The sequence below is a fragment of the Niveibacterium sp. 24ML genome, assembly GCF_026586805.1.
Lineage (GTDB): Bacteria > Pseudomonadota > Gammaproteobacteria > Burkholderiales > Rhodocyclaceae > Niveibacterium.
Window position 1 is genome coordinate 56,659 of the sequence record NZ_JAPFHA010000001.1, and the last position, 19,796, is coordinate 76,454.

Sequence of the window (19,796 nt, forward strand, 5' to 3'; positions counted from 1 at the left end):
TAATTGCGCCAATGAGCGAACGCAAACTCCTCTCCGCCGTGCTGATCACGCGCGATTGCGGATCTACGCTGGCCGATACCCTCGCATCGCTGGCTTTCTGCGACGAGATCATCGTCGTCGATTCCGGCAGCACGGACGGCACCCCCGCGCTCGCCGCCCGCGCGGGTGCCCGGGTGATCCACCAGGATTGGCTCGGCTTCGGCCCGCAGAAGCAGTTCGCGGTCGCGCAAGCCAGCAACGAATGGGTGCTGTGCATCGATGGCGACGAAGTCGTCACGCCCGAACTGCGCGCCGAGATCCAGCGTGAGCTCGCCGCGCCATCGCACCGCGCATTCGAATTCGCGCGCTGCAACCGCTTTCTTGGACGTTACCTGCGCCATGGCGAGGGCTACCCTGACCTCTCGCTGCGCCTGTTCGACCGCCGCCACGCCGGATGGTCGGACGATCTGGTGCACGAGAAGGTCACCGCACTGGGCGATGTCGGCCGCCTCAGGGGCGATCTGCTGCATCACTCCGAAGAGAGCCTTGAGTCTTACCTCGCCAAGCAGAACCGCTACACCACGCTGGCAGCCGAAGCGCTGGTGGCCGAAGGCTTCGTACCGAGCGCCGCCAAGCTGTGGGTGAGCCCGATCTTCCGTTTTCTCAAGTTCTACATCGCACGGCGCGGCTTCCTCGATGGCGGTGCAGGGCTGGTGCACATCGGCATCGGCTGCTTTAACAGCTTCATCAAGTACGCCAAGGTGATCGAGATCCGTGCCACCGCACGCGATTCGCGACGCCCCTGAGCGGCGCAACGGAGAATTCACGATGCGACTGGCCGTTGGAGACCTGCAAGGACAACTCGAACCGCTCGACCGACTGCTCGACGAAGCCGGCTTTTCCATGGCGCGTGACGAGCTCTGGCTGACCGGCGATCTGGTCAATCGCGGCAGGGACAACGCGGCCGTGCTGCGGCGCATCCGCGCGATGGGTGATCGCGCGATCGCGGTACTCGGCAACCACGATTTTTACCTGCTGGCGGTTGCCAGCGGGGCCATGCGCCGGGGTGCCGACGACACGCTGGACGACATCCTCGACGCGCCGGACCACGATGCCCTGATCGACTGGCTGCGCTTTCGCCCGCTGATGCATGTCGCCGACGGCGATGCGATGGTGCACGCCGGCCTGCTGCCTAGCTGGAGCGTGGCGCAAGCCCGCTTGCTCGCACTGGAAGTGGAAGGCGCGCTGCAGGGGCCGCACTGGAAGCTCTTCCTACAGAACCTGTGGGGCGGCCAGCCGACCACCTGGCGCGACGACCTGACCGGCTGGGATCGCCTGCGCGTGATCGTCAATGCGATGTGCCGGATGCGCATGTGCAGCGCCAGTGGCGAGATGGCGCTCAAGTACAAGGGCCCGATCAATGCCGCCCCCCCCGGGATCAGCCCCTGGTTCGACGTCGCCGGGCGCCTTAGCGCAAGCCACCGCATCGTCTGCGGCCACTGGTCTGCCCTGGGCTACTTCGACCAGCGCGGCGTCCTGGCGCTGGATACCGGCTGCGTCTGGGGCGGCTGCCTGACGGGGGTCTGGCTTGAGCGCAACGAGCGGATCCAGGTCAAATGCGAGCAGGTCGCCGCCCCGACCGGCTGGGACTGACGCGGTCTCACCGCAAAATGGAAAAGGGCCCCAAGGGGCCCTTTTGCTTGCACCGAACCGCTGTGCTTACTTGACGCGGTTCTTGTACTCGTCGGTGCGGGTGTCGATCTCGATCTTGTCACCGATTTCAACGAAAGCCGGCACCGGCAGTTCAAAACCGGTCACGATCTTGGCCGGCTTCATGACCTTGCCCGAGGTGTCGCCCTTGACGGCCGGCTCGGTGTAGATCACTTCGCGCACAACGCTGTTCGGCAGTTCGACCGAAATCGCCTTGCCTTCGTAGAACACCACTTCCAGGGCCATGCCGTCGACCAGGTACTTGAGCGCCTCGGTCATGTTCTCGGCTTCAACTTCGTACTGGTTGTACTCGGCGTCCATGAACACGTACATCGGGTCGGCGAAGTACGAGTAGGTGACTTCCTTGCGATCGAGCGTAACGACTTCGAACTTGTCGTCCGCGCGGTACACGGTTTCCGAACCCGAGCCGGTCAGCAGGTTCTTGAATTTCATCTTCACAACAGAAGCGTTGCGGCCGGACTTGCTGTATTCGGCTTTCTGGACGACGAGCGGCTCGGAGCCGACCATCACGACATTGCCAGCACGGAGTTCTTGGGCGGTTTTCATCGGGGCACCTGATATAACGAAAAAGGCGCCTACCGGCGCCACACACATGGATAACTGCTTATTTTAACTCGCTTTTGGCAAAATCCACCAGCGCCGCAGCCAGATCCTCACGGCCGGCGAGCGCTTCACACCATTGCGCAGCATGTGCGCGCAGGGCGGGCATCGCCTGTTCAAAGCGCTGCCAGGCATCGGCCGACAAGGCCCCGTCGTTCCAGCCAATGTGGAGCGCCCGCAGTGCATCCGCAGCCTCGGCCGACAAGCCGGCGGTATAGCGGTCAAGGAATGCCGCCAGCTTCACGCGGTGCGCCGCTTCCTCTTGCGGATAGATATGCCACAGCAAAGGCCGCCCGGCCCATTGCGCACGCACGAACGAATCTTCGCCGCGGACGAAGTTCAGGTCGCACGACCACAAAAGCCGGTCATAGTCGTCTTGCGCCACGAAGGCCAGCGGCGCGATGCTGAGCTGACCGCGCTGGATCAACGCGCCGGGCGCCGGCTGGCAGCCCAGCCAGGCCGACACTGAACGCCACGCCCGCCCAAGCGGCACACCACACCACACCGGCACGCTTCCAGCCGCCCAGGCTTCCAGCTGCGCAGCCATAGCCGCCGACTCATAGGTAAACATCGACACCCGCAGCGCGCCCGCAGGCGGCTCGGGGGTTTGCAGCAGTTGCCAGCAACGGGCCTGCGCGGGGCCATCGGCGCGAAAAGCGCGCTGCGCCGCCAGCAAGCCTGCCTCGCGGATCAGCCCACCGGTTCGGGCGGTAAAGCCGGGATAGAAGAAGTGCTCGACCAGCGGAAGGCGCGGGTGCGGCGAAGGCAGGCGATGGCAGCCCTCAACCCAGGATTCCGCAGACAGGTATTCCAGATTGATCCAGACCGGCCGTGGCGCGCGTGCCGCCATCTGATCGAGATACGCACCGGGCAGGCGGCATGAGAAGCCCGCCACAACCACATCAGCAAGCGCATCGGGCGGCAGATCGGCATGCCAGTGATGCACCGTGAGCCCGTCTGGCGCGCGCGCCTCGCCGGCCGCCAACTTGCGGTAGCTGGCAAGATCATCCACCCACAAGCGCACCTGCACGCCGTGTTCACGCGCGAGCTGACGCCCAAGACGCAGGCACACGCCAATATCGCCGTAGTTATCGACGACTGCGCAGAAGATGTCCCATCGCCATGTACTCATGGGGCCGAATTGTCGCACTCGCGGCGCCTGTCGCAGCGATTCCGCGACAGGCCCCACGAAGGCTGAGCGGGTCTACACCCACTCGTTCGCGGCCACCGCCGGCGCAACCCACGGCTTGATGCCGCGCAGACGGGCCATCCGATACACATCGACCAGCGCGCCGTGACGCAAGGCGAATCCGCGTGAGCAACCCTCGGTGTCGAATCCTGCGCGGCGATACATTGCAATCGCCGCCGCGTTATCGACGAACACCTCGAGTTCGATCCGCGCGAGCCCCAGCCAGTTGTCGGCCAGATCGGTCACAGCCGCCATCAGGCGGGTACCGATTCCCTGCCCTTGCCAGTCGTCACGCACCGCAATCGCGAGCCGGGCGCAGTGGGCACGGCGCGCCGGCCCTTGCGGCATCAGAATGACCGCGCCAACCGGCTCGCCATTCACGCACCCGAGCAGGCGGTGGTCGCCGCCCGGTTCGGCCAGCATCCGGCGAAATACCTCTGCGCTGTTGTACGGCATGCTGAAGGTACCCGCAGCCGCAGCAGGCGCCGTCAGGATCGCGTGCAAGGCGCGCCAGTCCTCGGGCTCTGCAGCCCGGACATGGATGACCGTCTGTTTCTTCATTTCATCACTCCCTGTTCGGACAATTCAAACTGGATTTCGGATTCCGGGCGGGTGGCCGGGAGCCAGCGCGCGGCGCCCAGCGCCAGCAAGCACCCAAGCGCAGCAACGCCAAGCAAGGTGCCATGCAAACCGACCGCATCACCCATTCGCCCGGCCGCGGCCGAGCCGATCGGCGCTGCCGATACGCTGATGAAACGCATCGTCGCAGTCATGCGGCCCAGCATGGCGTCGGGCGTGACCTGCTGCCTCAGGCTGATATAGGTCACCGAGTACATCGTGGCGCCAAAGTCGATCACCAGCATCGCCAGGCCCGCCCCCAGCGCAGTCAGCGCCCAGCCCGGTTGCATCACGGCGTAGGCCCCGTAGCCCAGCCCGCAAAGCAGGTAGCCCAGGATCAGCGTCACCCGCGCGCCTTGCGTGCGCTCCATCCGGTGCGCCGCCGCAGCGCCCAGCAAGGCCCCGAGCGCGCCCAAGGTGTTGATCAAGGCCAGATCCTTGGCACCCAATTGCAACTCGCGCGTCGCGAACAACACGTAGAGCGCGCGGAAGCTATCGAACAGCATGATCCACACCGCCGCCGCCACCGCCAGCGCGCGCAGCAAGGGGTTCCGCCATACAAGCTGGAGGCCTTCCCGCACCTCCGGCCACATCGGGCGCTTTTCGGTCACCACCGGCGGGTCGTCGCGCCGGATCGACATCACCAGGCACGCGGAAAGCAGGAAGCCACACGCATCAAGGGTAATCGCCAAGGGCGCGCCGAGGGCATCAACGGCAATCGCCGCGATCGCCGGCCCGACGATGCCGGCGATCGAGCTGGCTGCCGACAGTTTGCTGTTGGCCTCTACCAGGCGTTCGCGCCCCACCAGCTGGGTAATGAACACCTGCATGGCGGTACCGCCCACCGCAAAGGTGCAACCGACGATGAAGCCAGCGACGTAAAGCACCGGCAGGCTCAGCACTCCCAGAAGGTGCGCCAGAGGCACCAAGGCGAGCGCGGCCGCACCGAGCAGGTCAAACACCGCCGCCAGCCGCTTCTTGCGCGAACGATCCACCCACACGCCAGCGGGCAGGCTGAGCAGCGCGAACGGCAGCAACTCGCAGGCGGCAAGAATGCCCATCTGCGTGGCGCTGGCATCGAGCAATTGAACCGCCGTCAGGGGCAGCGCCATTTGCGACACGGTCGCCCCGAGCGTAGCGAGCGTACTGGCCAGAAACAGGCGCATGTAGTCGCGGTGACGCCACAGGCTGCCGGCCGGAGCGAGCGCGCGCATCCAGTAAGCAAACATGATTCTTCTCCTGGCAGCCGGATCGCGGCATACCGTCGAGATTCGCGCGGCGCGGATGGCGCCGCACGCACATCAATCAATGCGGGAAGGGAAAAAGACTTTGGCTATTGCCAGGTTTCGTTCCCGCCCACTTGGGGTGGCGGGAACGGATCCCGCCGCTAGCTATTCAGGGCGTGGCAGGCAAACGGCGCAAAACCAGAACTGGTTCGCTCCATGCCATTGCCAACAACGCAGAATCGGGAGGCGAGCATGCGCACGCCGCCGGCGTTGGGGCCGGTTTTCTTGGCGATGTCGTGGGACTGGCGCATAAGTCGCTCCTTGGGGAACGGGATTGAACAAAAAGTGCTGTGCATTCTCACGGGCGGGATATGCACGCGTCAAGCTCGAACAAATTCGAGTGTTGCATTCTTCACTTGCCGACCCGCGGCGCACGATTGTTGCGAATGCTGCAGTGAGCCTTGGTCAGCGAGGAACGACCGCTAGAATGGCCAATTGTCTTTGCTGTTTGAATGGCCATGGAAATCAAAACCTACATGCAGACGGTCGGCCGCCAGGCACGCAGCGCTTCGCGCGCGATGGCCGCCGCCTCCACCGCCGCAAAGAACGGCGCGCTGAACGAAATTGCCCGGCTCATCCGCGAACGCGGCGATGCCTTGCTCGCCGCCAATGCGCGCGACGTAGAGCAGGCGCGCGCTGACGGCCTGGAGCCGGCGATGATCGATCGCCTTACGCTGACCGCCAAAACCGTCGAGTCGATGGCCGTTGGGCTTGAACAGATTGCGGCGCTGCCGGACCCGGTTGGCGAAATCACCGATGTGAAGCGTCGCCCGACCGGCATCCAGGTCGGCAAGATGCGTGTGCCGCTCGGCGTGATCGGCATCATCTACGAGGCACGCCCGAACGTGACCGCCGACGCTGCTGGCCTGTGCCTCAAGAGCGGCAACGCGGCAATCCTGCGCGGTGGCAAGGAAGCGCTGCACTGCAACCAGGCCATCGCCGCCTGTGTGCGGGACGGCCTTGCCCACGCCGGCCTGCCGCAAACGGCGGTGCAAGTGATCGAGACCACCGACCGCGCAGCGGTGGGCGAATTGATCACGATGCCGGAGTTCGTCGACGTCATCGTGCCGCGCGGCGGCAAGGGGCTGATCGAGCGCATTTCGCGTGATGCGCGCGTGCCGGTGATCAAACACCTGGATGGCAACTGCCATGTTTATGTCGACGTCGGCGCGGACCTCGACAAAGCGGTGCGAATCGCCGACAACGCAAAAACCCAGCGCTACGCCCCCTGCAACACAGCCGAATCGCTGCTGGTCGCGCAGTCTATTGCCGCTGATTTCCTGCCACGCATTGGCCGCATTTACGCCGAGAAGGGCGTCGAGATGCGGTGCTGCCCAGAGTCGCGCGCGATTCTGGAATCCGCAGGCCTCTCCGGCATCAAAGACGCGACCGAGGAGGATTACCGCACCGAATTCCTTGCGCCGATTATTTCGATCCGTGTGGTGCAAGGCGTAGATGAAGCAATTGCGCACATCAACGACTATTCATCGCAACACACCGAAGCGATCGTTACCGAGAGCCACACGCGCGCTATGCGCTTCCTGCGCGAAGTGGATTCGAGCTCAGTCATGATCAACGCATCCACCCGCTTTGCCGATGGATTCGAATACGGCCTCGGCGCGGAAATCGGCATTTCGACCGACAAGATTCATGCGCGCGGCCCGGTCGGCCTCGAAGGCCTGACCAGTCAGAAATGGGTGGTGTTTGGCGACGGAGAAGTCCGCAGCTGAGATGGCGGCGCAATGCCTGGCAACAAACCCTCCGTCACGGAGGGTTTGTTTTTTGCGCCCCTTGCCGTACGCTAAGGTATGGCTCAATCACCGGCGCACAGTCGGCCCACACAAAAGACAAACGAGGAGACATCTGCAATGCTCAATCGCACGCTCGCCACACTATTGCTGTCCGCCGCACTCATCGCGCCGGCCGCAGCCGCCATCGACGTCGCTGGCGTCAAGTTCGAGGACAAGGCCAGCGCTGGCACTACGGAACTCACGCTTAACGGTGCCGGTTTGCGCAAGAAGGCCTTCTTCAAAGTCTATGCAATTGGCCTCTACTTGCCCAGCAAGGCCGATTCGGCGAGCGCCGTTTTGAGCAGCAAGGGGCAGAAGCGCATCCAGATCGTGACGCTACGCGAGCTTTCCGCAGAACAGCTTGCCGAAGCACTTGAGAATGGCGTGGAAGAGAATAGCAACGAAGCGGAAATGGCCAAGATCAAGAGCCGCCTTGAGGAGTTCCGCAGCAATCTGCTGGCAATGGGCAAAGTGCCCGAAAAAAGCGACATCCGCATCGAATGGACTGGCAGCGCAACCCGCGTTCTGATGAACGGCACGGTCAAGGGCAAAGAGATTCAGGGCGAAGACTTCTACACTGCCCTGCTGAAGATCTGGTTCGGCGACAAGCCGGTACAAGCCGATCTGAAGGACGCCATGCTCGGCAAGAAGTAAGCCGGGGGTTGTCGCGTTTTTTACAATTCCCTAGCCGATTCGGCGCCTTTGTTGATATATTCGGCGACGATGATACTTTCATCGCTCTTGGGGTAGAGAGCATGGGCCGGTGATGCGCAAGCATCGCCGGCTTTTTCTTTTCCGCGCGCCGCCCTGGCTCAGTCAGAATCACGCCTTCCCGAGACATCCCGAGCTCATGAACGCCGAACCGCCCTTCGCTGCCATCCTCGCAATGCCAACTTGCCGGCTCGGGGTTCGCATCAGGGCCGGGGCGCTGACTGAGCTGGTCTTCCTGCCCCCCACAGAGGCAACCCAGCCCGCGAACGACCCACTCTGCGTGGCGCTCGAACAAGCGCTCTCGCGCTACCTGGCCGCCGCATGCGACTTCCCGGCCCTGCCGCGGGTACTCGATGGCACGCCATTCCAGCGCCGTGTCTGGGCTGCGATCAGCGCAATTCCGCGCGGCAAGATCCTGCGCTATCGCGACATAGCCGACAGCCTAGCGAGTGCGCCACGCGCCGTCGGCCAGGCTTGCGGCGCCAATCCCCTGCCGCTCATCATTCCATGTCATCGCGTCCTGGCCAGCACCGGATTGGGTGGATTCGCCAATCACACGACGGGCTGGTTGGTTGAAACGAAACGCTGGCTGCTATGGCACGAGGGGGTGCTCGCATGAGTACCGACTCCGAAGCACTCGCCCTCGCACACGCCGAGATTGATGCATTCTGCGAAACCATCTGGCTGCAGGACGGTCTTGCCCGAAATACGCTGGCGGCCTACCGCAGCGATCTGCTGGCCTTCGCAAAATGGCTTGCTGAAACCGGCACCCCATTACCCGCAGCAAGGAGCGACGACCTCAAGCAATACATCCATAAGGTCGCGCCCAAGATCAAACCCGCGAGCCAGAGACGACTACTTGCCGTACTTCGCCGCTATTTCCGCCTTTTGATTACCGAAGGGCGAATCACGACCGATCCAACGCTTGAGCTTGCATCCCCGGCCCCGGTTCCCCGAATTCCAAAGACGCTGTCCGAACGGCAGGTCGAAGACCTGCTGAGTGCGCCGGATACGGATTCGCCGCTTGGTCTGCGAGACCGAGCAATGATCGAAACGCTCTACGCGACGGGTCTGCGTGTCAGCGAGCTGATCGAAATGAAGATGACAGAAATCGATCTGAAAGCCGGGCTCGTACGCCTGTTCGGCAAAGGATCGAAGGAGCGCATCGTACCGGTTGGCGAAATCGCACTCGAATGGATCCAGCGCTATTGCCTGGAGGCGCGACCAGCGCTTCTGGCCGGGCGCACCGCGGCAGCACTATTCCTGACCCAGCGCGCCGAGGCGATGACTCGCCAAAGATTCTGGACAATCATCAAGACTTACGCACAGCAATGCGGCATCGCGCCTGAGCGTATCTCGCCCCATGTACTGCGCCATGCATTTGCCACACACCTTCTCAATCATGGCGCCGATCTGCGCGTCGTTCAAATGCTGCTGGGTCACGCGGACATCACGACAACTCAGGTCTACACCCATGTCGCTCGCGAACGCCTGAAACAGCTGCACGCCAATCACCATCCACGCGGGTAAAAGACGTACACAAAAATACCTGTTGAGACCCTCTTCTCTCAAATTGCGATTGCATCGCAAATCAAATTGCAGTATGAATTGCAAATGCGGCCAGTTTCAGTATTCGGGGCCGCCAATTAGGAAGACACCGAGGGGAACAATGGAACTGACCAAACTGACGCTTACCGAACTGCAACGCCTGCAAAAGCGCATTGAAGCTGAAATCGAGAAACGCACGAACAGCACCAAACGCGATGCACTCAAGAAAATGCAAAAGATCGCGGCAGAAGCGGGCTTGTCACTTGAAGAGCTGATGGGCGACGGAAAGAAGGCCGCCAAGGCGGCAAAGCCGCGCGCCGCCGCGAAACCGGGCCGCAAGCCCGGCGCCAAGAAGAAAACCGCAGGCGTCGCAAAATTCAGCAATCCGGCCAACGCAAGCCAGACATGGACGGGACACGGCCGCAAACCGGGCTGGGTGGTCGAATGGCTCGGTAGCGGAAAAGCGCTGGAAGAACTCGCAATCAAGTGACCCGCGCGGGCAGTAAATGCCCGCAAATTTCACTTACGGTTGAAAATGCGGGCGTGGCGGAGCAGGTTCGTCGCGCCCGCGTTCAATAAAGACCCCCACACGACGCACGCCGCGCATCACGCCCATCTTTGCGATGGAAACGCGCACCCACGGCACACCGAATTCAGAGAACAGGAGTTCAACAATGAACTCCCCAAGCGTCTCAAGCAAATTGAAGTGGCGATCCGCCAGCACGCGCCGGATCCGCTCGACAACCACGTCGTAATCAACCGTATCGGCGATATCGTCGCGAGCTGCGGCCGCCTCTGGCACGCCAAAGGTCAAATTGATCTCCAGCGGCTGCGTGGCGCGCTTTTCGCGCTCATAAATACCGACAGACGCCTCGACCTGCAGCCCTTCAACAAAGATAAAATCCATCGCCACTCCCAGAAACGAACGCCAACATTATCCGATGCAAACAGCCATCATCGCACTTCTCGCATTCACCCTCGGGTCGACCCCCTTCGCCGTGCTGGTCAGCCACGCAATGGGCCTCGACGATCCGCGCAAGTACGGATCAGGGAATCCCGGCGCCACCAATGTGCTTCGCAGCGGAAACAAGAAGGCCGCGATCCTCACGCTGATTGGCGATGCGCTCAAGGGCGTTTTCGCAGTACTGCTGGTTCGCGCCTTCGCGCAAACCCTTGGCCTGAACGAGAGCGACGCAGCAATCGCTGGGCTGTTCGCCTTTCTCGGCCACGTTTTCTCGGTGTTCTTGCGCTTCCAAGGTGGCAAGGGCGTAGCAACTGCCGCCGGCGTCCTGCTTGCGATGAGTCCGGCCGCAGGCGGATTGACCTTGCTCACCTGGCTGACCATCGCCGCCAGTCTTCGCTACTCATCCGCCGCCGCGCTCGCCGCTGCGGTGGCTGCGCCAGCACTCACCTGGTGGCTCGTGCCACACCGCAGCTGGCTGCTCGCGGTGACCGCAATGTCTGCAGTGCTGATCTGGCGGCACAAGGACAATATTGCGCGATTGCTGGCCGGCCAGGAAAGCAAGCTGGGTAGCAAAAAGCGCTAAGCAGCAACGATCGGCGGGCGCAATTCGTTCAAAGGCCAACGGGGACGAACCGCAAATCGCCCCTCGCGGCTCCCCTTCTCGCCTTGGGCAAATCGCAGGCCTGCCGCAAGCGCAATCATCGCGCCGTTATCGGAACAAAACTCCAGCTCGGGATAGTGCACCCGGAATTTTCGGCGTTCCGCCATTTCATTGAGGCGCTCCCGCAGGCGCCGATTTGCGCCCACTCCACCTGCGACGACCAAGGTTCGCAAACCGGTCTGCTTGAGTGCCGCAATCGCCTTGCTGGCGAGCACATCAGTAACAGCCTCCTGGAACTCGGCAGCCAGATCGGCCCGCTGGCTCGCCTGCCAGTTTGCCTGTTTCGTAGCGGTGAGCACCGCCGTCTTCAGGCCGCTGAAACTGAACTGAAGGTCGCCCGAATGCAGCATCGGGCGCGGCAACTTGAAGCGCCCGGCCACACCTTCGCCCGCCAAACGCGCAAGTGCCGGGCCGCCGGGATAATCCAGGCCGATCAGCTTCGCGGTCTTATCGAAAGCCTCACCCGCTGCGTCATCCACGGTCTCACCCAGCAAGTCATACGCCCCAACCGCAGACACTCGCATCAACTGCGTATGCCCCCCGGAAACCAGAAGGGCGACAAACGGAAACTGCGGTGGATCCGCCGACAGCAGCGGCGACAACAGATGGCCTTCGAGGTGATGAACCGGCAGCGCAGGAATACCAAGGCCAAAAGCATAGGCCTCGGCAAACGCAGCACCGACCAGCAAGGCCCCCGCCAAGCCCGGCCCGGCCGTATAGCCGACGCCGTCTAGCTGCGACGCCTCACAGCCCGCCGCGGCAAGGGTCTCGCGAACAAGCGGCACGACTCGACGTACGTGATCGCGCGAGGCCAACTCCGGCACGACACCGCCGTACTCCGCATGCAGCGCGATCTGCGAGTGGACGCGATGCGCGAGCAAGCCGCGCTCGGTGTCGTAAAGACCAACACCGGTTTCATCGCAGGACGATTCGATTCCAAGTATGCGCATGGGGCGTCGAGTTTAGCCTGAAGCCCCCTGTTTTCGGGGGCTTGACAGTGGACTTGGAATTCTGGGTGAGTTTGGTTAAACTAGCGAGCTTCGCTCAACGGACGCGCTCGAATTTGTCGTAGCCGTCCAGACTACTGATCAATTCGAGGTTTTGAGAATGCCGGGTATCCGCCTCAAGGAAAACGAGCCGTTTGAAGTTGCGATCCGCCGCTTCAAGCGCACCATCGAGAAGGCCGGTGTCATCACCGAGCTGCGCGCACGTGAGTTCTACGAAAAGCCGACTGCCGAGCGCAAGCGGAAGAAGGCTGCAGCCGTGAAGCGTCTGCACAAGCGCCTGCGCAGCCAGCAGCTGCCGCCGAAACTGTTCTAAGCTCAGCTTGCGCGAACGCGCCGCCACCACAGGCGGCAGCGGATCGCCAAAGCACGAGCCGCCGGCCGAAAAAGCCGACAGTTCGCAAAGACACGCGCCGCGGAACGCGCCTTAGCTGGTTGCGTTCCGCGGCGCTTTTACGCCTTGTGGCGCACCGCCTCCGGAGTCCGAGATGTCGCTAAAGCTTCAGATCAACGAAGACATGAAAACCGCCATGCGCGCCAAAGATTCGGCCCGCCTTGGCGCCCTTCGCCTTCTGCTGGCCGCCATCAAGCAGCGCGAAGTCGATGAGCGAATCGAGCTCGACGATGCCGCCGTAATGGCGATTGTCGAGAAACAGCTCAAGCAAAGACGGGACTCGGTCGCGCAATTTGACCAAGCCGGGCGGAACGACCTTGCAAGCGCCGAGCGATTCGAGATCGAAGTCCTGTCGGCTTACATGCCGGCGCAGATGAGCGAAGCGGAGATTGACGCCGCCGTAGATGCCGCCATCACCGAGACCGGCGCCAGCGGCCCAGGCGGGATGGGCAAACTGATGGCTGCACTCAAACCCAAGCTCGCTGGCCGCGCCGACATGACCCTGGTTTCCGCGCGCGTCAAAGCTCGGCTCTCCGCCTGATCAGGAACGGGCAAGCGCACGATCCTTTCCTATACTGAGGAGGGCCGGCGTGCCGCGCCGCCCCTCGCCAGTGCAAACATGATCCCCCAGGCGTTCATCCAGGACCTCATCGCTCGCGTCGACATTGTCGAACTGATTCAGCGTTACATCCCGCTGAAAAAGGCCGGCGCGAACTATTCCGCCTGCTGTCCATTCCATAACGAGAAATCGCCCAGCTTCACCGTCAGCCCGAGCAAGCAGTTCTATCACTGCTTCGGCTGCGGCGCCCATGGCACGGCGATCGGCTTTCTGATGGAGTACTCGGGGCTTGGCTTTGTCGATGCCGTCAAGGATCTGGCTCAGCAGATGGGTCTCGAGGTGCCGGACGATGGCCCCGCCTTCTCGGGCCCGGCGCGCGAACAGCAACGCTCCCTGATCGACGTGATGGGCACCGCCGCGCGCTTCTATCGCGAGCAACTCAAGCTCAATCCGCGCGCAATCGATTACCTCAAACGGCGAGGCCTGACCGGCGACATCGCTGCGCGATTCGGTATCGGCTTCGCGCCAGAAGGCTGGCAAAACCTGGACAAGGCGTTTCCGAAGTACGACGAGCCGGCGCTCGCCGAAGCCGGCCTGGTCATCGACAACGACGCCGGCCGGCGCTACGACCGCTTTCGCGACCGGATCATGTTCCCGATCCAGGACGCCAAAGGAAACGTGATCGCCTTTGGCGGACGCATTCTGGATGCAGGCGAACCCAAGTATCTGAACTCACCCGAAACGCCCCTGTTCGAGAAGGGGCGCGAACTTTACGGCCTGCCCCAGGCGCGCGTGGGTATCCGCGAGACTGGCACGGTGATCGTCGTCGAGGGCTACATGGATGTCGTCGCCCTCGCACAGTTCGGCGTTGCGAACGCGGTTGCAACACTCGGCACGGCAACAACGCCAACCCATGTGCAGAAGCTGCTGCGCCAGGCCGATCGCCTTGTGTTCTGCTTTGATGGCGACAAGGCCGGCCGCAAGGCAGCCAGACGCGGACTCGAAGCCAGCCTGCCCCACCTGGCCGACGACAAGTCCGTCTGCTTCCTGTTCTTGCCTGCCGAGCACGACCCGGATTCTTACGTACGCGAACATGGGGCCGAGGCTTTCCAGCTTGCCGCGCGCAACGCAACGCCGCTTGGCCGCTTCCTGATCGACAGCATGGCCGAAGGATGCGATCTGGCGACCGCCGAAGGCCGCGCGCACCTTGTGCACAACGCGAAGGAAATGGTGCCGAAAATCGCAGCACCGGTGCTCAGGCTGCAGATCGTGCGCGACCTCGCGCAGGTCGCACAACTCAGCGCGGAAGAAACCGCCACCGCACTGGGCCTTGCCCCGCCCCCGCGCGCGGCAAAGCCCTACTCGCCCGACAAGTTTGGCAAAGGCAGCTTTGGCAAGAAGCCGCTGCCGCCGCCCGAACCGCGTGTCGGCGTCGTACCGCTCGAACGCCAACTCCTGCGGGTCTTGCTCGCCCAGCCCCGACTCGGCGACCGGGTGCCGCACGAACTGGTGGCGCAGCTTCCTGCGACAGATGAACGCGCCGCCGTCATGGCGATCATTGACGCAGGCGAGGACGGCAGCCTGCTCGATGCGCCGCTCGGCGCCTGGATTGAACACTTTCGCGACTCCAGCCACGAAGCAGCCGTCGTGCGCGCAATGCAGTCGATCGAAGAAGGCTATGTCGACGAAAGCAAGCTCGAAGTCAGCCTCACCGACCTGCTCGAACGACTCGAGCTTCAGGCGATCGAAGCAGAGCTGAAAACACTGCAAGGCTTGATCGCCAGCGGCCGCGCCAACAGTGACGCAGCAGGCCGCCTCGGCGCGCTTCTTGCGAAGAAACAAAAACTTAAGTCTGGCCAGACGGCCTGACTCCGCGTTATAATTGTCGGTTTTCGCGACCTTTTCCCGAGGATTTCATGGCCGCCACGGATAAATCCAAAGACCCCCGCAAGGACACGTCCAAGCCCAAGTCAGCCAAGGCCAAGGCCAAGGAGAAGGACCTCGCGCTCGCGCACGCAGCAACACTCCAGCCTGCCGATGCCGAAGCCCGTCGCACCCGCCTCAAGTCGCTGATCGCGCTGGGCAAGGAGCGTGGCTACCTGACCTACGCCGAAATCAACGACCACCTGCCAGACGACATGGTCGATGCCGAGCAGATCGAATCGATCATCTCGACCTTCGGCGACATGGGCATCAAGGTCTACGACGAAGCGCCTGCCGCCGAAGAGCTGCTGATTTCGGACAACGTGCCGCAGGTCGTCGACGACGAGGCCGCACAGGAAGAAGCTGAGCAGGCACTGTCGGCCGCCGACTCCGAGTTCGGCCGCACGACCGACCCGGTACGCATGTACATGCGCGAAATGGGCACCGTCGAGCTGCTCACGCGCGAAGGCGAAATCGAGATCGCCAAGCGCATCGAAGATGGCCTCAAGCACATGGTGCTGGCGATCTCCGCCTGCCCCACCACGGTTGCAGACATCCTTGATGTCGCCGAAAAGGTCAGCAAAGACGAAATGCGCATCGACGAACTCGTCGACGGCGTGATCGACCCGAATGCACCGGAAGAAGCCGCACCGGTTGAGACCGAGGAAGTCGAGCTCGACGCCGATGAAGAGGTCGAGGACGACGAAGACGACGGCGCGGCCAAGGCCAGCGCATCGCTGCTGCAACTGAAGACCGAAGCGCTGCAGCGCTTCGAAGTGATCCGTGGCCTCTACGCCAAGATGATCGCCGCGCTCGCCAAGAAGGGTTCGGACGACAAGGCCTACCTGAAGATCCATGGTCAGATCAGCGCCGAGCTGATGAACATCCGCTTCACCGCAAAGGCGATCGAAAAACTCTGCGACTCGGTCCGCCACATGGTCGAAGACGTACGCAAGCACGAGCGCAAGATCCTCGATCTGTGCGTCGAGCGCGCCGGCATGTCGCGCCAGCATTTCATCAAGGTCTTCCCGGGCAACGAAACCAACCGCGACTGGCTGAAGGGCGAGATCAGCGCCAATGCAAGCTATTCCGCTTCGCTGATGCGCATGCAGCCGGCGATTCTTGAAGAGCAGCAGAAGCTGATGGATCTTCAGGAGCGCATCGGCATTCCGCTCAAAGAGCTCAAGGACATCAACAAGCAGATGTCCACCGGCGAAGCGAAGATGCGCCGTGCCAAGCGCGAAATGACCGAGGCCAACCTGCGTCTGGTGATCTCGATCGCGAAGAAGTACACCAACCGCGGCCTGCAGTTCCTCGACCTGATCCAGGAAGGCAACATCGGCCTGATGAAGGCGGTGGACAAGTTCGAATACCGCCGCGGCTACAAGTTCTCGACCTACGCAACCTGGTGGATCCGTCAGGCGATCACGCGTTCGATCGCCGACCAGGCACGTACGATTCGTATCCCGGTTCACATGATCGAGACGATCAACAAGATGAACCGCATCTCGCGCCAGATCCTGCAGGAAACCGGTCTTGAGCCGGATCCGGCCACGCTTGCGCTGAAGATGGAAATGCCCGAGGAGAAGATCCGCAAGATCCAGAAAATCTCCAAGGAACCGATTTCCATGGAGACACCGATCGGCGACGACGACGACTCGCACCTGGGCGACTTCATCGAAGACAACGCCACCGTGGCACCGGCCGATGCGGCCGAGTACTCCGGCCTGCGCGACGCAACGAAGGAAGTGCTCGACAGCCTCACGCCGCGTGAAGCGAAGGTTCTGCGCATGCGTTTCGGGATCGAGATGAACACCGACCACACGCTGGAAGAAGTCGGCAAGCAGTTCGACGTCACCCGCGAGCGGATCCGCCAGATCGAAGCCAAGGCGCTGCGCAAGCTGCGTCACCCCTCGCGTTCGGACAAGCTGCGCAGCTTCCTCGACGGCGAGGGTTAAGCCGCTGTCTGATGCGGGCCGCATCGCGGCTCGCATGGGCCTCTAGCTCATGCCTGGTTAGAGCAGCGGACTCATAATCCGTTGGTGCCGAGTTCGACTCTCGGGGGGCCCACCAAACAAAAAGGGGCGCGGTGAAGACCGCGCCCCTTTTGCTTTGGATTGACGTTCGCTCAGGCGCGCTCGACGCAGTAGTTCGCGATACGGACAAAATCCGCGAGCGAGAGGGTTTCGCCACGTGCACCGGGGTCGATGCCGAGCGCAACGAATCCGGCGTCGTCGAGCAGCCCCTTGAGGGTGTTGCGCAGGGTTTTGCGGCGCTGTCCGAACGCCGCGGTCACGACTTTCGACAGCACCAAGTCATCGCTACAGTCGAGCTCTTCGGGCGCCTTGGGCACCAGCCGGACGATCGCCGAGGTCACTTTCGGTGCCGGATGAAAGGCGCCGGGCGGTACATCGAACAGTTTGGCCATGTGAAAGCGGTACTGCAGCATCACGCCCAACCGTCCGTAGGCCTCTTCGTCCGGGGCTGACACCATGCGGTCTACCACCTCACGCTGGAGCATGAAGGTCATCTCCTTCACGCCCGCGGCGTAGTCTGCCAGGTGGAACAAGAGCGGCGTCGAGATGTTGTACGGCAGGTTGCCGACCACCTTCAGCCCGCCCGCGGCCTTGCTCGCGAGAACGCCAAAATCGAACTTGAGTGCATCGCCCTCGTGAATCGTGATCTGCTCGGGGCTGTACTTTTCCTTCAGCCGCGCAATCAGATCGCGGTCGATTTCCACCACATCCAGATGCCCTGCCGCGGTGATCAGCGGCGCAGTCAGCGCGCCAAGGCCCGGGCCGATCTCGACGATCGGCTCACCCGCTTTGACGGCAATCGCCGCAACGATCTTGCGGATGATGTTCTGATCAACCAGAAAGTTCTGGCCGAATCGTTTGCGGGCAAGGTGCCCGTCGATCGGGCGGCTCATCGCTTGTCCCACGCGAGTAGTCGGTCGCGGATCTTCGAGATCGCACCAAAGCCGGCGCGCTCACCTTCGAGAATTGCCTCATGGCGCTGCTGGAAATTGGCCACCGGCAGCCCCTGGATCTTCGGCCGCACCACGATATCGGCGTCGCGCAGTTCGTAGTCGGCAATCGTGTTGCCCATGATCGCAATGGTGTCCAGCAGCACATCCACGCTGCCAGAACCCTTCTTGCCGGAGGGGCGCCCGGAAATATCGACTGCAATCACGATGTCTGCGCCCAAGGTGCGCGCGGCGCGCGCCGGCACCGGGCTGACCAGCCCGCCATCGACATACTCGCGCCCGCGAATCAGCACCGGCGAGAAGACGCCAGGCACCGAGGACGAGGCCCGCACCGCCTGCCCGACGTTGCCCACCGAGAACGCCGCGGCTTCGCCGCTTTGCAGATCGGTCGCCACCGCAGCAAAGCGCCGCTTGAGCCCTTCAATCGGTTTGTTCGCGACCTGCTTGTTGATAAACGACTCAAGCGCTTCGCCTTTGAGCAGGCCGCGGTCGAGCAGCGCCCAGTCCTTGAACGCACTCTCGTCCATCTGGAAGGCGAGCTTCTGCAGATCGAAGGCGCCAAATCCGGCCGCGTAGAGCGCGCCAACAACGCTGCCGGCGCTGGTGCCGACCACGATATCCGGCGAAATGCCGTTGGTTTCAAGCGCCTTGATCACACCGATGTGGGCAAAGCCGCGTGCCGCACCACCGCCCAGCGCGAGGCCGATGCGTGGCTTGGGCTTGGGCGCCGCAACGCTGGGGCGCGTCGGTTGCGGTGTTATCGGCGGCGCCGGCTTGACCGGCTCGCTGGGCTTGACGGGAACGGTGTCGCACGCGGCAAGCAAAGCCGCTGCGCCGCCGAGGGTCAGGAAATCGCGGCGTCTCATGCGAGCGAGCCTCCTTGCGCATTGGCCATCTCAAGTGCGCACGCGATGGCCGCATGCAGACTGCCGGCGTCGGCCTTCCCGGTACCAGCCAGATCAAGCGCTGTGCCGTGATCGACTGAGGTACGGATGATAGGCAAGCCAAGCGTGACATTCACGCCCCCGCCGAAACTGGCGTACTTGAGCACCGGCAAACCTTGGTCGTGGTACATCGCCAGCACCGCATCGCCGCGGGCCAGCTGGTGGGGCGTAAACAGCGTGTCCGCCGGCAAGGGGCCGATCAGGGCCATGCCTTCGGCGCGCAGGGCATCGAGCACCGGCGAGATCACATCGATCTCTTCACGCCCCATGTGGCCGGACTCGCCGGCATGGGGATTGAGGCCCGCGACGAGAATGCGCGGTTCGGCCAGGCCGAAGCGCTGCTTCAGATCGGCGTGAAGAATCCGGATCGTCCGGGTCAGCGAATCGTGCGTCAGCGCGGTCGCCACATCCTTGAGCGGCAGGTGGGTGCTCGCCAGCGCGACACGCAAACCGCCCCCCACCAACATCATGACCACGCGCGGCGTGCGGGTGCGCTCAGCGAGGTATTCGGTGTGACCGGTGAAGGGCACGCCGGCATCGTTGATGACGCCCTTGTGCAGCGGCGCAGTCACCATCGCGTCGAAGCGCCCATCCATGCAACCGTCGATTGCAACATCCAGCATCGCCAGCACCTGCGCGGCATTCGCGACATCCAGCACACCCGGCATCGAGGGCCTTGCCAGCGGGCAATGCAGCACATCGAGCACGCCGTCGCTCGGCGCCATGCCGGGCGCCCAGTCGCGCAGGCGCGGTGCGAGACCGATCATCGCAGCACGCTGCGCGATCAAGTCCCGATCGCCAATCGCGATGCAGTGCGCGTCGGTCCGATAGGTCGCAAGCGCGGCCACCAGCTCAGGGCCAACGCCGGCCGGCTCGCCGCAGGTGATCGCCAAACGCGGGCGCATCATG

At 63.0% G+C, this 19,796-nt stretch carries 22 protein-coding genes and 1 tRNA gene; 13 read left to right on the top strand and 10 right to left on the bottom strand.

Translation table 11 applies throughout. From position 1 onward, the window contains the following. Positions 1–11: 11 nt before the first annotated feature. Both OPU71_RS00235 and OPU71_RS00240 read left to right on the top strand, forming a co-directional pair. Entirely contained in the window at positions 12–785 is a 774-nt protein-coding gene (locus tag OPU71_RS00235) for a glycosyltransferase family 2 protein (protein ID WP_267723797.1), read from the top strand. 22 nt (positions 786–807) lie between these two features. Continuing rightward, positions 808–1,632 carry a symmetrical bis(5'-nucleosyl)-tetraphosphatase gene (locus OPU71_RS00240; RefSeq protein ID WP_267723799.1) on the top strand — a complete coding sequence of 275 codons (825 nt, stop codon included), beginning with the start codon at positions 808–810 and terminating at the stop codon, positions 1,630–1,632. Positions 1,633–1,698: 66 nt separating this feature from the next. Here OPU71_RS00240 and efp read toward each other — a convergent pair whose 3' ends face one another. From efp to OPU71_RS00265, 5 genes are all read right to left on the bottom strand, one after another. Next, positions 1,699–2,256: an elongation factor P gene (gene efp / locus OPU71_RS00245; RefSeq protein WP_267723802.1), complete on the bottom strand. Its 558-nt coding sequence runs from the start codon at positions 2,254–2,256 to the stop codon at positions 1,699–1,701. Between the two features lie 58 nt (positions 2,257–2,314). Then, positions 2,315–3,442: an elongation factor P maturation arginine rhamnosyltransferase EarP gene (earP, locus tag OPU71_RS00250; protein ID WP_267723804.1), complete on the bottom strand. Its 1,128-nt coding sequence runs from the start codon at positions 3,440–3,442 to the stop codon at positions 2,315–2,317. A 72-nt stretch (positions 3,443–3,514) separates the two neighbouring features. Next, on the bottom strand, positions 3,515–4,060 hold the full coding sequence (locus OPU71_RS00255) for a GNAT family N-acetyltransferase (protein ID WP_267723806.1): 546 nt from the start codon (positions 4,058–4,060) through the stop codon (positions 3,515–3,517). Further along, positions 4,057–5,346 carry an MFS transporter gene (locus OPU71_RS00260; RefSeq protein ID WP_267723809.1) on the bottom strand — a complete coding sequence of 430 codons (1,290 nt, stop codon included), beginning with the start codon at positions 5,344–5,346 and terminating at the stop codon, positions 4,057–4,059. The genes OPU71_RS00255 and OPU71_RS00260 overlap by 4 nt, the downstream gene beginning before the upstream one ends. Before the next feature lie 158 nt (positions 5,347–5,504). Beyond that, positions 5,505–5,654, bottom strand: a complete 150-nt coding sequence (locus tag OPU71_RS00265) for a hypothetical protein (protein ID WP_267723811.1) — start codon at positions 5,652–5,654, stop codon at positions 5,505–5,507. A gap of 207 nt (positions 5,655–5,861) precedes the next feature. On the opposite strand from OPU71_RS00265, the gene OPU71_RS00270 reads away from it, so the two are divergent. From OPU71_RS00270 to OPU71_RS00290, 5 genes are all read left to right on the top strand, one after another. Beyond that, positions 5,862–7,133, top strand: coding sequence for a glutamate-5-semialdehyde dehydrogenase (locus OPU71_RS00270; RefSeq protein WP_267723814.1), 1,272 nt, complete (start codon positions 5,862–5,864; stop codon positions 7,131–7,133). A 138-nt stretch (positions 7,134–7,271) separates the two neighbouring features. Beyond that, positions 7,272–7,847 carry a chalcone isomerase family protein gene (locus OPU71_RS00275; protein ID WP_267723816.1) on the top strand — a complete coding sequence of 192 codons (576 nt, stop codon included), beginning with the start codon at positions 7,272–7,274 and terminating at the stop codon, positions 7,845–7,847. A gap of 196 nt (positions 7,848–8,043) precedes the next feature. Beyond that, positions 8,044–8,523 carry a methylated-DNA--[protein]-cysteine S-methyltransferase gene (locus tag OPU71_RS00280; protein ID WP_267723818.1) on the top strand — a complete coding sequence of 160 codons (480 nt, stop codon included), beginning with the start codon at positions 8,044–8,046 and terminating at the stop codon, positions 8,521–8,523. Beyond that, positions 8,520–9,434: a site-specific tyrosine recombinase XerD gene (xerD, locus tag OPU71_RS00285; RefSeq protein WP_267723821.1), complete on the top strand. Its 915-nt coding sequence runs from the start codon at positions 8,520–8,522 to the stop codon at positions 9,432–9,434. The genes OPU71_RS00280 and xerD overlap by 4 nt, the downstream gene beginning before the upstream one ends. A gap of 49 nt (positions 9,435–9,483) precedes the next feature. After that, a complete protein-coding gene (locus OPU71_RS00290) occupies positions 9,484–9,942 on the top strand; it encodes an H-NS histone family protein (protein ID WP_267723823.1) in 459 nt (152 codons plus the stop codon). A gap of 33 nt (positions 9,943–9,975) precedes the next feature. Here OPU71_RS00290 and OPU71_RS00295 read toward each other — a convergent pair whose 3' ends face one another. Further along, complete coding sequence (locus OPU71_RS00295) at positions 9,976–10,359, bottom strand: dihydroneopterin aldolase (RefSeq protein WP_267724306.1); 384 nt, start codon at positions 10,357–10,359, stop codon at positions 9,976–9,978. A gap of 34 nt (positions 10,360–10,393) precedes the next feature. Between OPU71_RS00295 and plsY the strand changes: the two genes are divergently transcribed. Continuing rightward, entirely contained in the window at positions 10,394–10,999 is a 606-nt protein-coding gene (gene plsY, locus OPU71_RS00300) for a glycerol-3-phosphate 1-O-acyltransferase PlsY (protein WP_267723825.1), read from the top strand. Here plsY and tsaD read toward each other — a convergent pair. Beyond that, complete coding sequence (tsaD, locus tag OPU71_RS00305; RefSeq protein ID WP_267723828.1) at positions 10,996–12,027, bottom strand: tRNA (adenosine(37)-N6)-threonylcarbamoyltransferase complex transferase subunit TsaD; 1,032 nt, start codon at positions 12,025–12,027, stop codon at positions 10,996–10,998. The genes plsY and tsaD overlap by 4 nt on opposite strands. 157 nt (positions 12,028–12,184) lie before the next feature. On the opposite strand from tsaD, the gene rpsU reads away from it, so the two are divergent. The 5 genes from rpsU (at position 12,185) to OPU71_RS00330 (ending at position 17,030) form a co-directional block, all read left to right on the top strand. Continuing rightward, positions 12,185–12,397, top strand: a complete 213-nt coding sequence (gene rpsU, locus OPU71_RS00310) for a 30S ribosomal protein S21 (protein ID WP_267723830.1) — start codon at positions 12,185–12,187, stop codon at positions 12,395–12,397. Between the two features lie 172 nt (positions 12,398–12,569). Further along, positions 12,570–13,016 (top strand): GatB/YqeY domain-containing protein, encoded by a 447-nt coding sequence (locus OPU71_RS00315; RefSeq protein ID WP_267723832.1) that lies wholly within the window; start codon positions 12,570–12,572, stop codon positions 13,014–13,016. A 78-nt stretch (positions 13,017–13,094) separates the two neighbouring features. Beyond that, entirely contained in the window at positions 13,095–14,903 is a 1,809-nt protein-coding gene (gene dnaG, locus OPU71_RS00320) for a DNA primase (protein ID WP_267723834.1), read from the top strand. A gap of 47 nt (positions 14,904–14,950) precedes the next feature. Continuing rightward, positions 14,951–16,915, top strand: a complete 1,965-nt coding sequence (gene rpoD / locus OPU71_RS00325; protein WP_267723838.1) for an RNA polymerase sigma factor RpoD — start codon at positions 14,951–14,953, stop codon at positions 16,913–16,915. Positions 16,916–16,951: 36 nt separating this feature from the next. Further along, positions 16,952–17,030 (top strand) — tRNA-Ile (locus OPU71_RS00330). A gap of 55 nt (positions 17,031–17,085) precedes the next feature. On the opposite strand, the gene rsmA is transcribed toward OPU71_RS00330, so the two are convergent. Genes rsmA through pdxA form a run of 3 tightly spaced genes read right to left on the bottom strand, consistent with a single transcriptional unit; the run spans position 17,086 to position 19,792 of the window. Continuing rightward, entirely contained in the window at positions 17,086–17,886 is an 801-nt protein-coding gene (gene rsmA / locus OPU71_RS00335) for a 16S rRNA (adenine(1518)-N(6)/adenine(1519)-N(6))-dimethyltransferase RsmA (RefSeq protein WP_267723840.1), read from the bottom strand. Next, positions 17,883–18,809 carry a patatin-like phospholipase family protein gene (locus OPU71_RS00340; protein ID WP_267723842.1) on the bottom strand — a complete coding sequence of 309 codons (927 nt, stop codon included), beginning with the start codon at positions 18,807–18,809 and terminating at the stop codon, positions 17,883–17,885. Before OPU71_RS00340 ends, rsmA begins: the two co-directional genes overlap by 4 nt. Beyond that, positions 18,806–19,792, bottom strand: coding sequence for a 4-hydroxythreonine-4-phosphate dehydrogenase PdxA (gene pdxA / locus OPU71_RS00345; RefSeq protein ID WP_267724308.1), 987 nt, complete (start codon positions 19,790–19,792; stop codon positions 18,806–18,808). The genes OPU71_RS00340 and pdxA overlap by 4 nt, the downstream gene beginning before the upstream one ends. Positions 19,793–19,796: the final 4 nt, after the last annotated feature.

Bases quoted from the DNA above. Each gene is read 5' to 3' on its own strand.
- OPU71_RS00235 (WP_267723797.1), top strand. From the start codon at position 12: ATGAGCGAACGCAAACTCCTCTCCGCCGTGCTGATCACGCGCGATTGC.
- OPU71_RS00240 (WP_267723799.1), top strand. From the start codon at position 808: ATGCGACTGGCCGTTGGAGACCTGCAAGGACAACTCGAACCGCTCGAC.
- efp (WP_267723802.1), bottom strand. From the start codon at position 2,256: ATGAAAACCGCCCAAGAACTCCGTGCTGGCAATGTCGTGATGGTCGGC.
- earP (WP_267723804.1), bottom strand. From the start codon at position 3,442: ATGAGTACATGGCGATGGGACATCTTCTGCGCAGTCGTCGATAACTAC.
- OPU71_RS00255 (WP_267723806.1), bottom strand. From the start codon at position 4,060: ATGAAGAAACAGACGGTCATCCATGTCCGGGCTGCAGAGCCCGAGGAC.
- OPU71_RS00260 (WP_267723809.1), bottom strand. From the start codon at position 5,346: ATGTTTGCTTACTGGATGCGCGCGCTCGCTCCGGCCGGCAGCCTGTGG.
- OPU71_RS00265 (WP_267723811.1), bottom strand. From the start codon at position 5,654: ATGCGCCAGTCCCACGACATCGCCAAGAAAACCGGCCCCAACGCCGGC.
- OPU71_RS00270 (WP_267723814.1), top strand. From the start codon at position 5,862: ATGGAAATCAAAACCTACATGCAGACGGTCGGCCGCCAGGCACGCAGC.
- OPU71_RS00275 (WP_267723816.1), top strand. From the start codon at position 7,272: ATGCTCAATCGCACGCTCGCCACACTATTGCTGTCCGCCGCACTCATC.
- OPU71_RS00280 (WP_267723818.1), top strand. From the start codon at position 8,044: ATGAACGCCGAACCGCCCTTCGCTGCCATCCTCGCAATGCCAACTTGC.
- xerD (WP_267723821.1), top strand. From the start codon at position 8,520: ATGAGTACCGACTCCGAAGCACTCGCCCTCGCACACGCCGAGATTGAT.
- OPU71_RS00295 (WP_267724306.1), bottom strand. From the start codon at position 10,359: ATGGATTTTATCTTTGTTGAAGGGCTGCAGGTCGAGGCGTCTGTCGGT.
- plsY (WP_267723825.1), top strand. From the start codon at position 10,394: ATGCAAACAGCCATCATCGCACTTCTCGCATTCACCCTCGGGTCGACC.
- tsaD (WP_267723828.1), bottom strand. From the start codon at position 12,027: ATGCGCATACTTGGAATCGAATCGTCCTGCGATGAAACCGGTGTTGGT.
- rpsU (WP_267723830.1), top strand. From the start codon at position 12,185: ATGCCGGGTATCCGCCTCAAGGAAAACGAGCCGTTTGAAGTTGCGATC.
- OPU71_RS00315 (WP_267723832.1), top strand. From the start codon at position 12,570: ATGTCGCTAAAGCTTCAGATCAACGAAGACATGAAAACCGCCATGCGC.
- dnaG (WP_267723834.1), top strand. From the start codon at position 13,095: ATGATCCCCCAGGCGTTCATCCAGGACCTCATCGCTCGCGTCGACATT.
- rpoD (WP_267723838.1), top strand. From the start codon at position 14,951: ATGGCCGCCACGGATAAATCCAAAGACCCCCGCAAGGACACGTCCAAG.
- rsmA (WP_267723840.1), bottom strand. From the start codon at position 17,886: ATGAGCCGCCCGATCGACGGGCACCTTGCCCGCAAACGATTCGGCCAG.
- OPU71_RS00340 (WP_267723842.1), bottom strand. From the start codon at position 18,809: ATGAGACGCCGCGATTTCCTGACCCTCGGCGGCGCAGCGGCTTTGCTT.
- pdxA (WP_267724308.1), bottom strand. From the start codon at position 19,792: ATGCGCCCGCGTTTGGCGATCACCTGCGGCGAGCCGGCCGGCGTTGGC.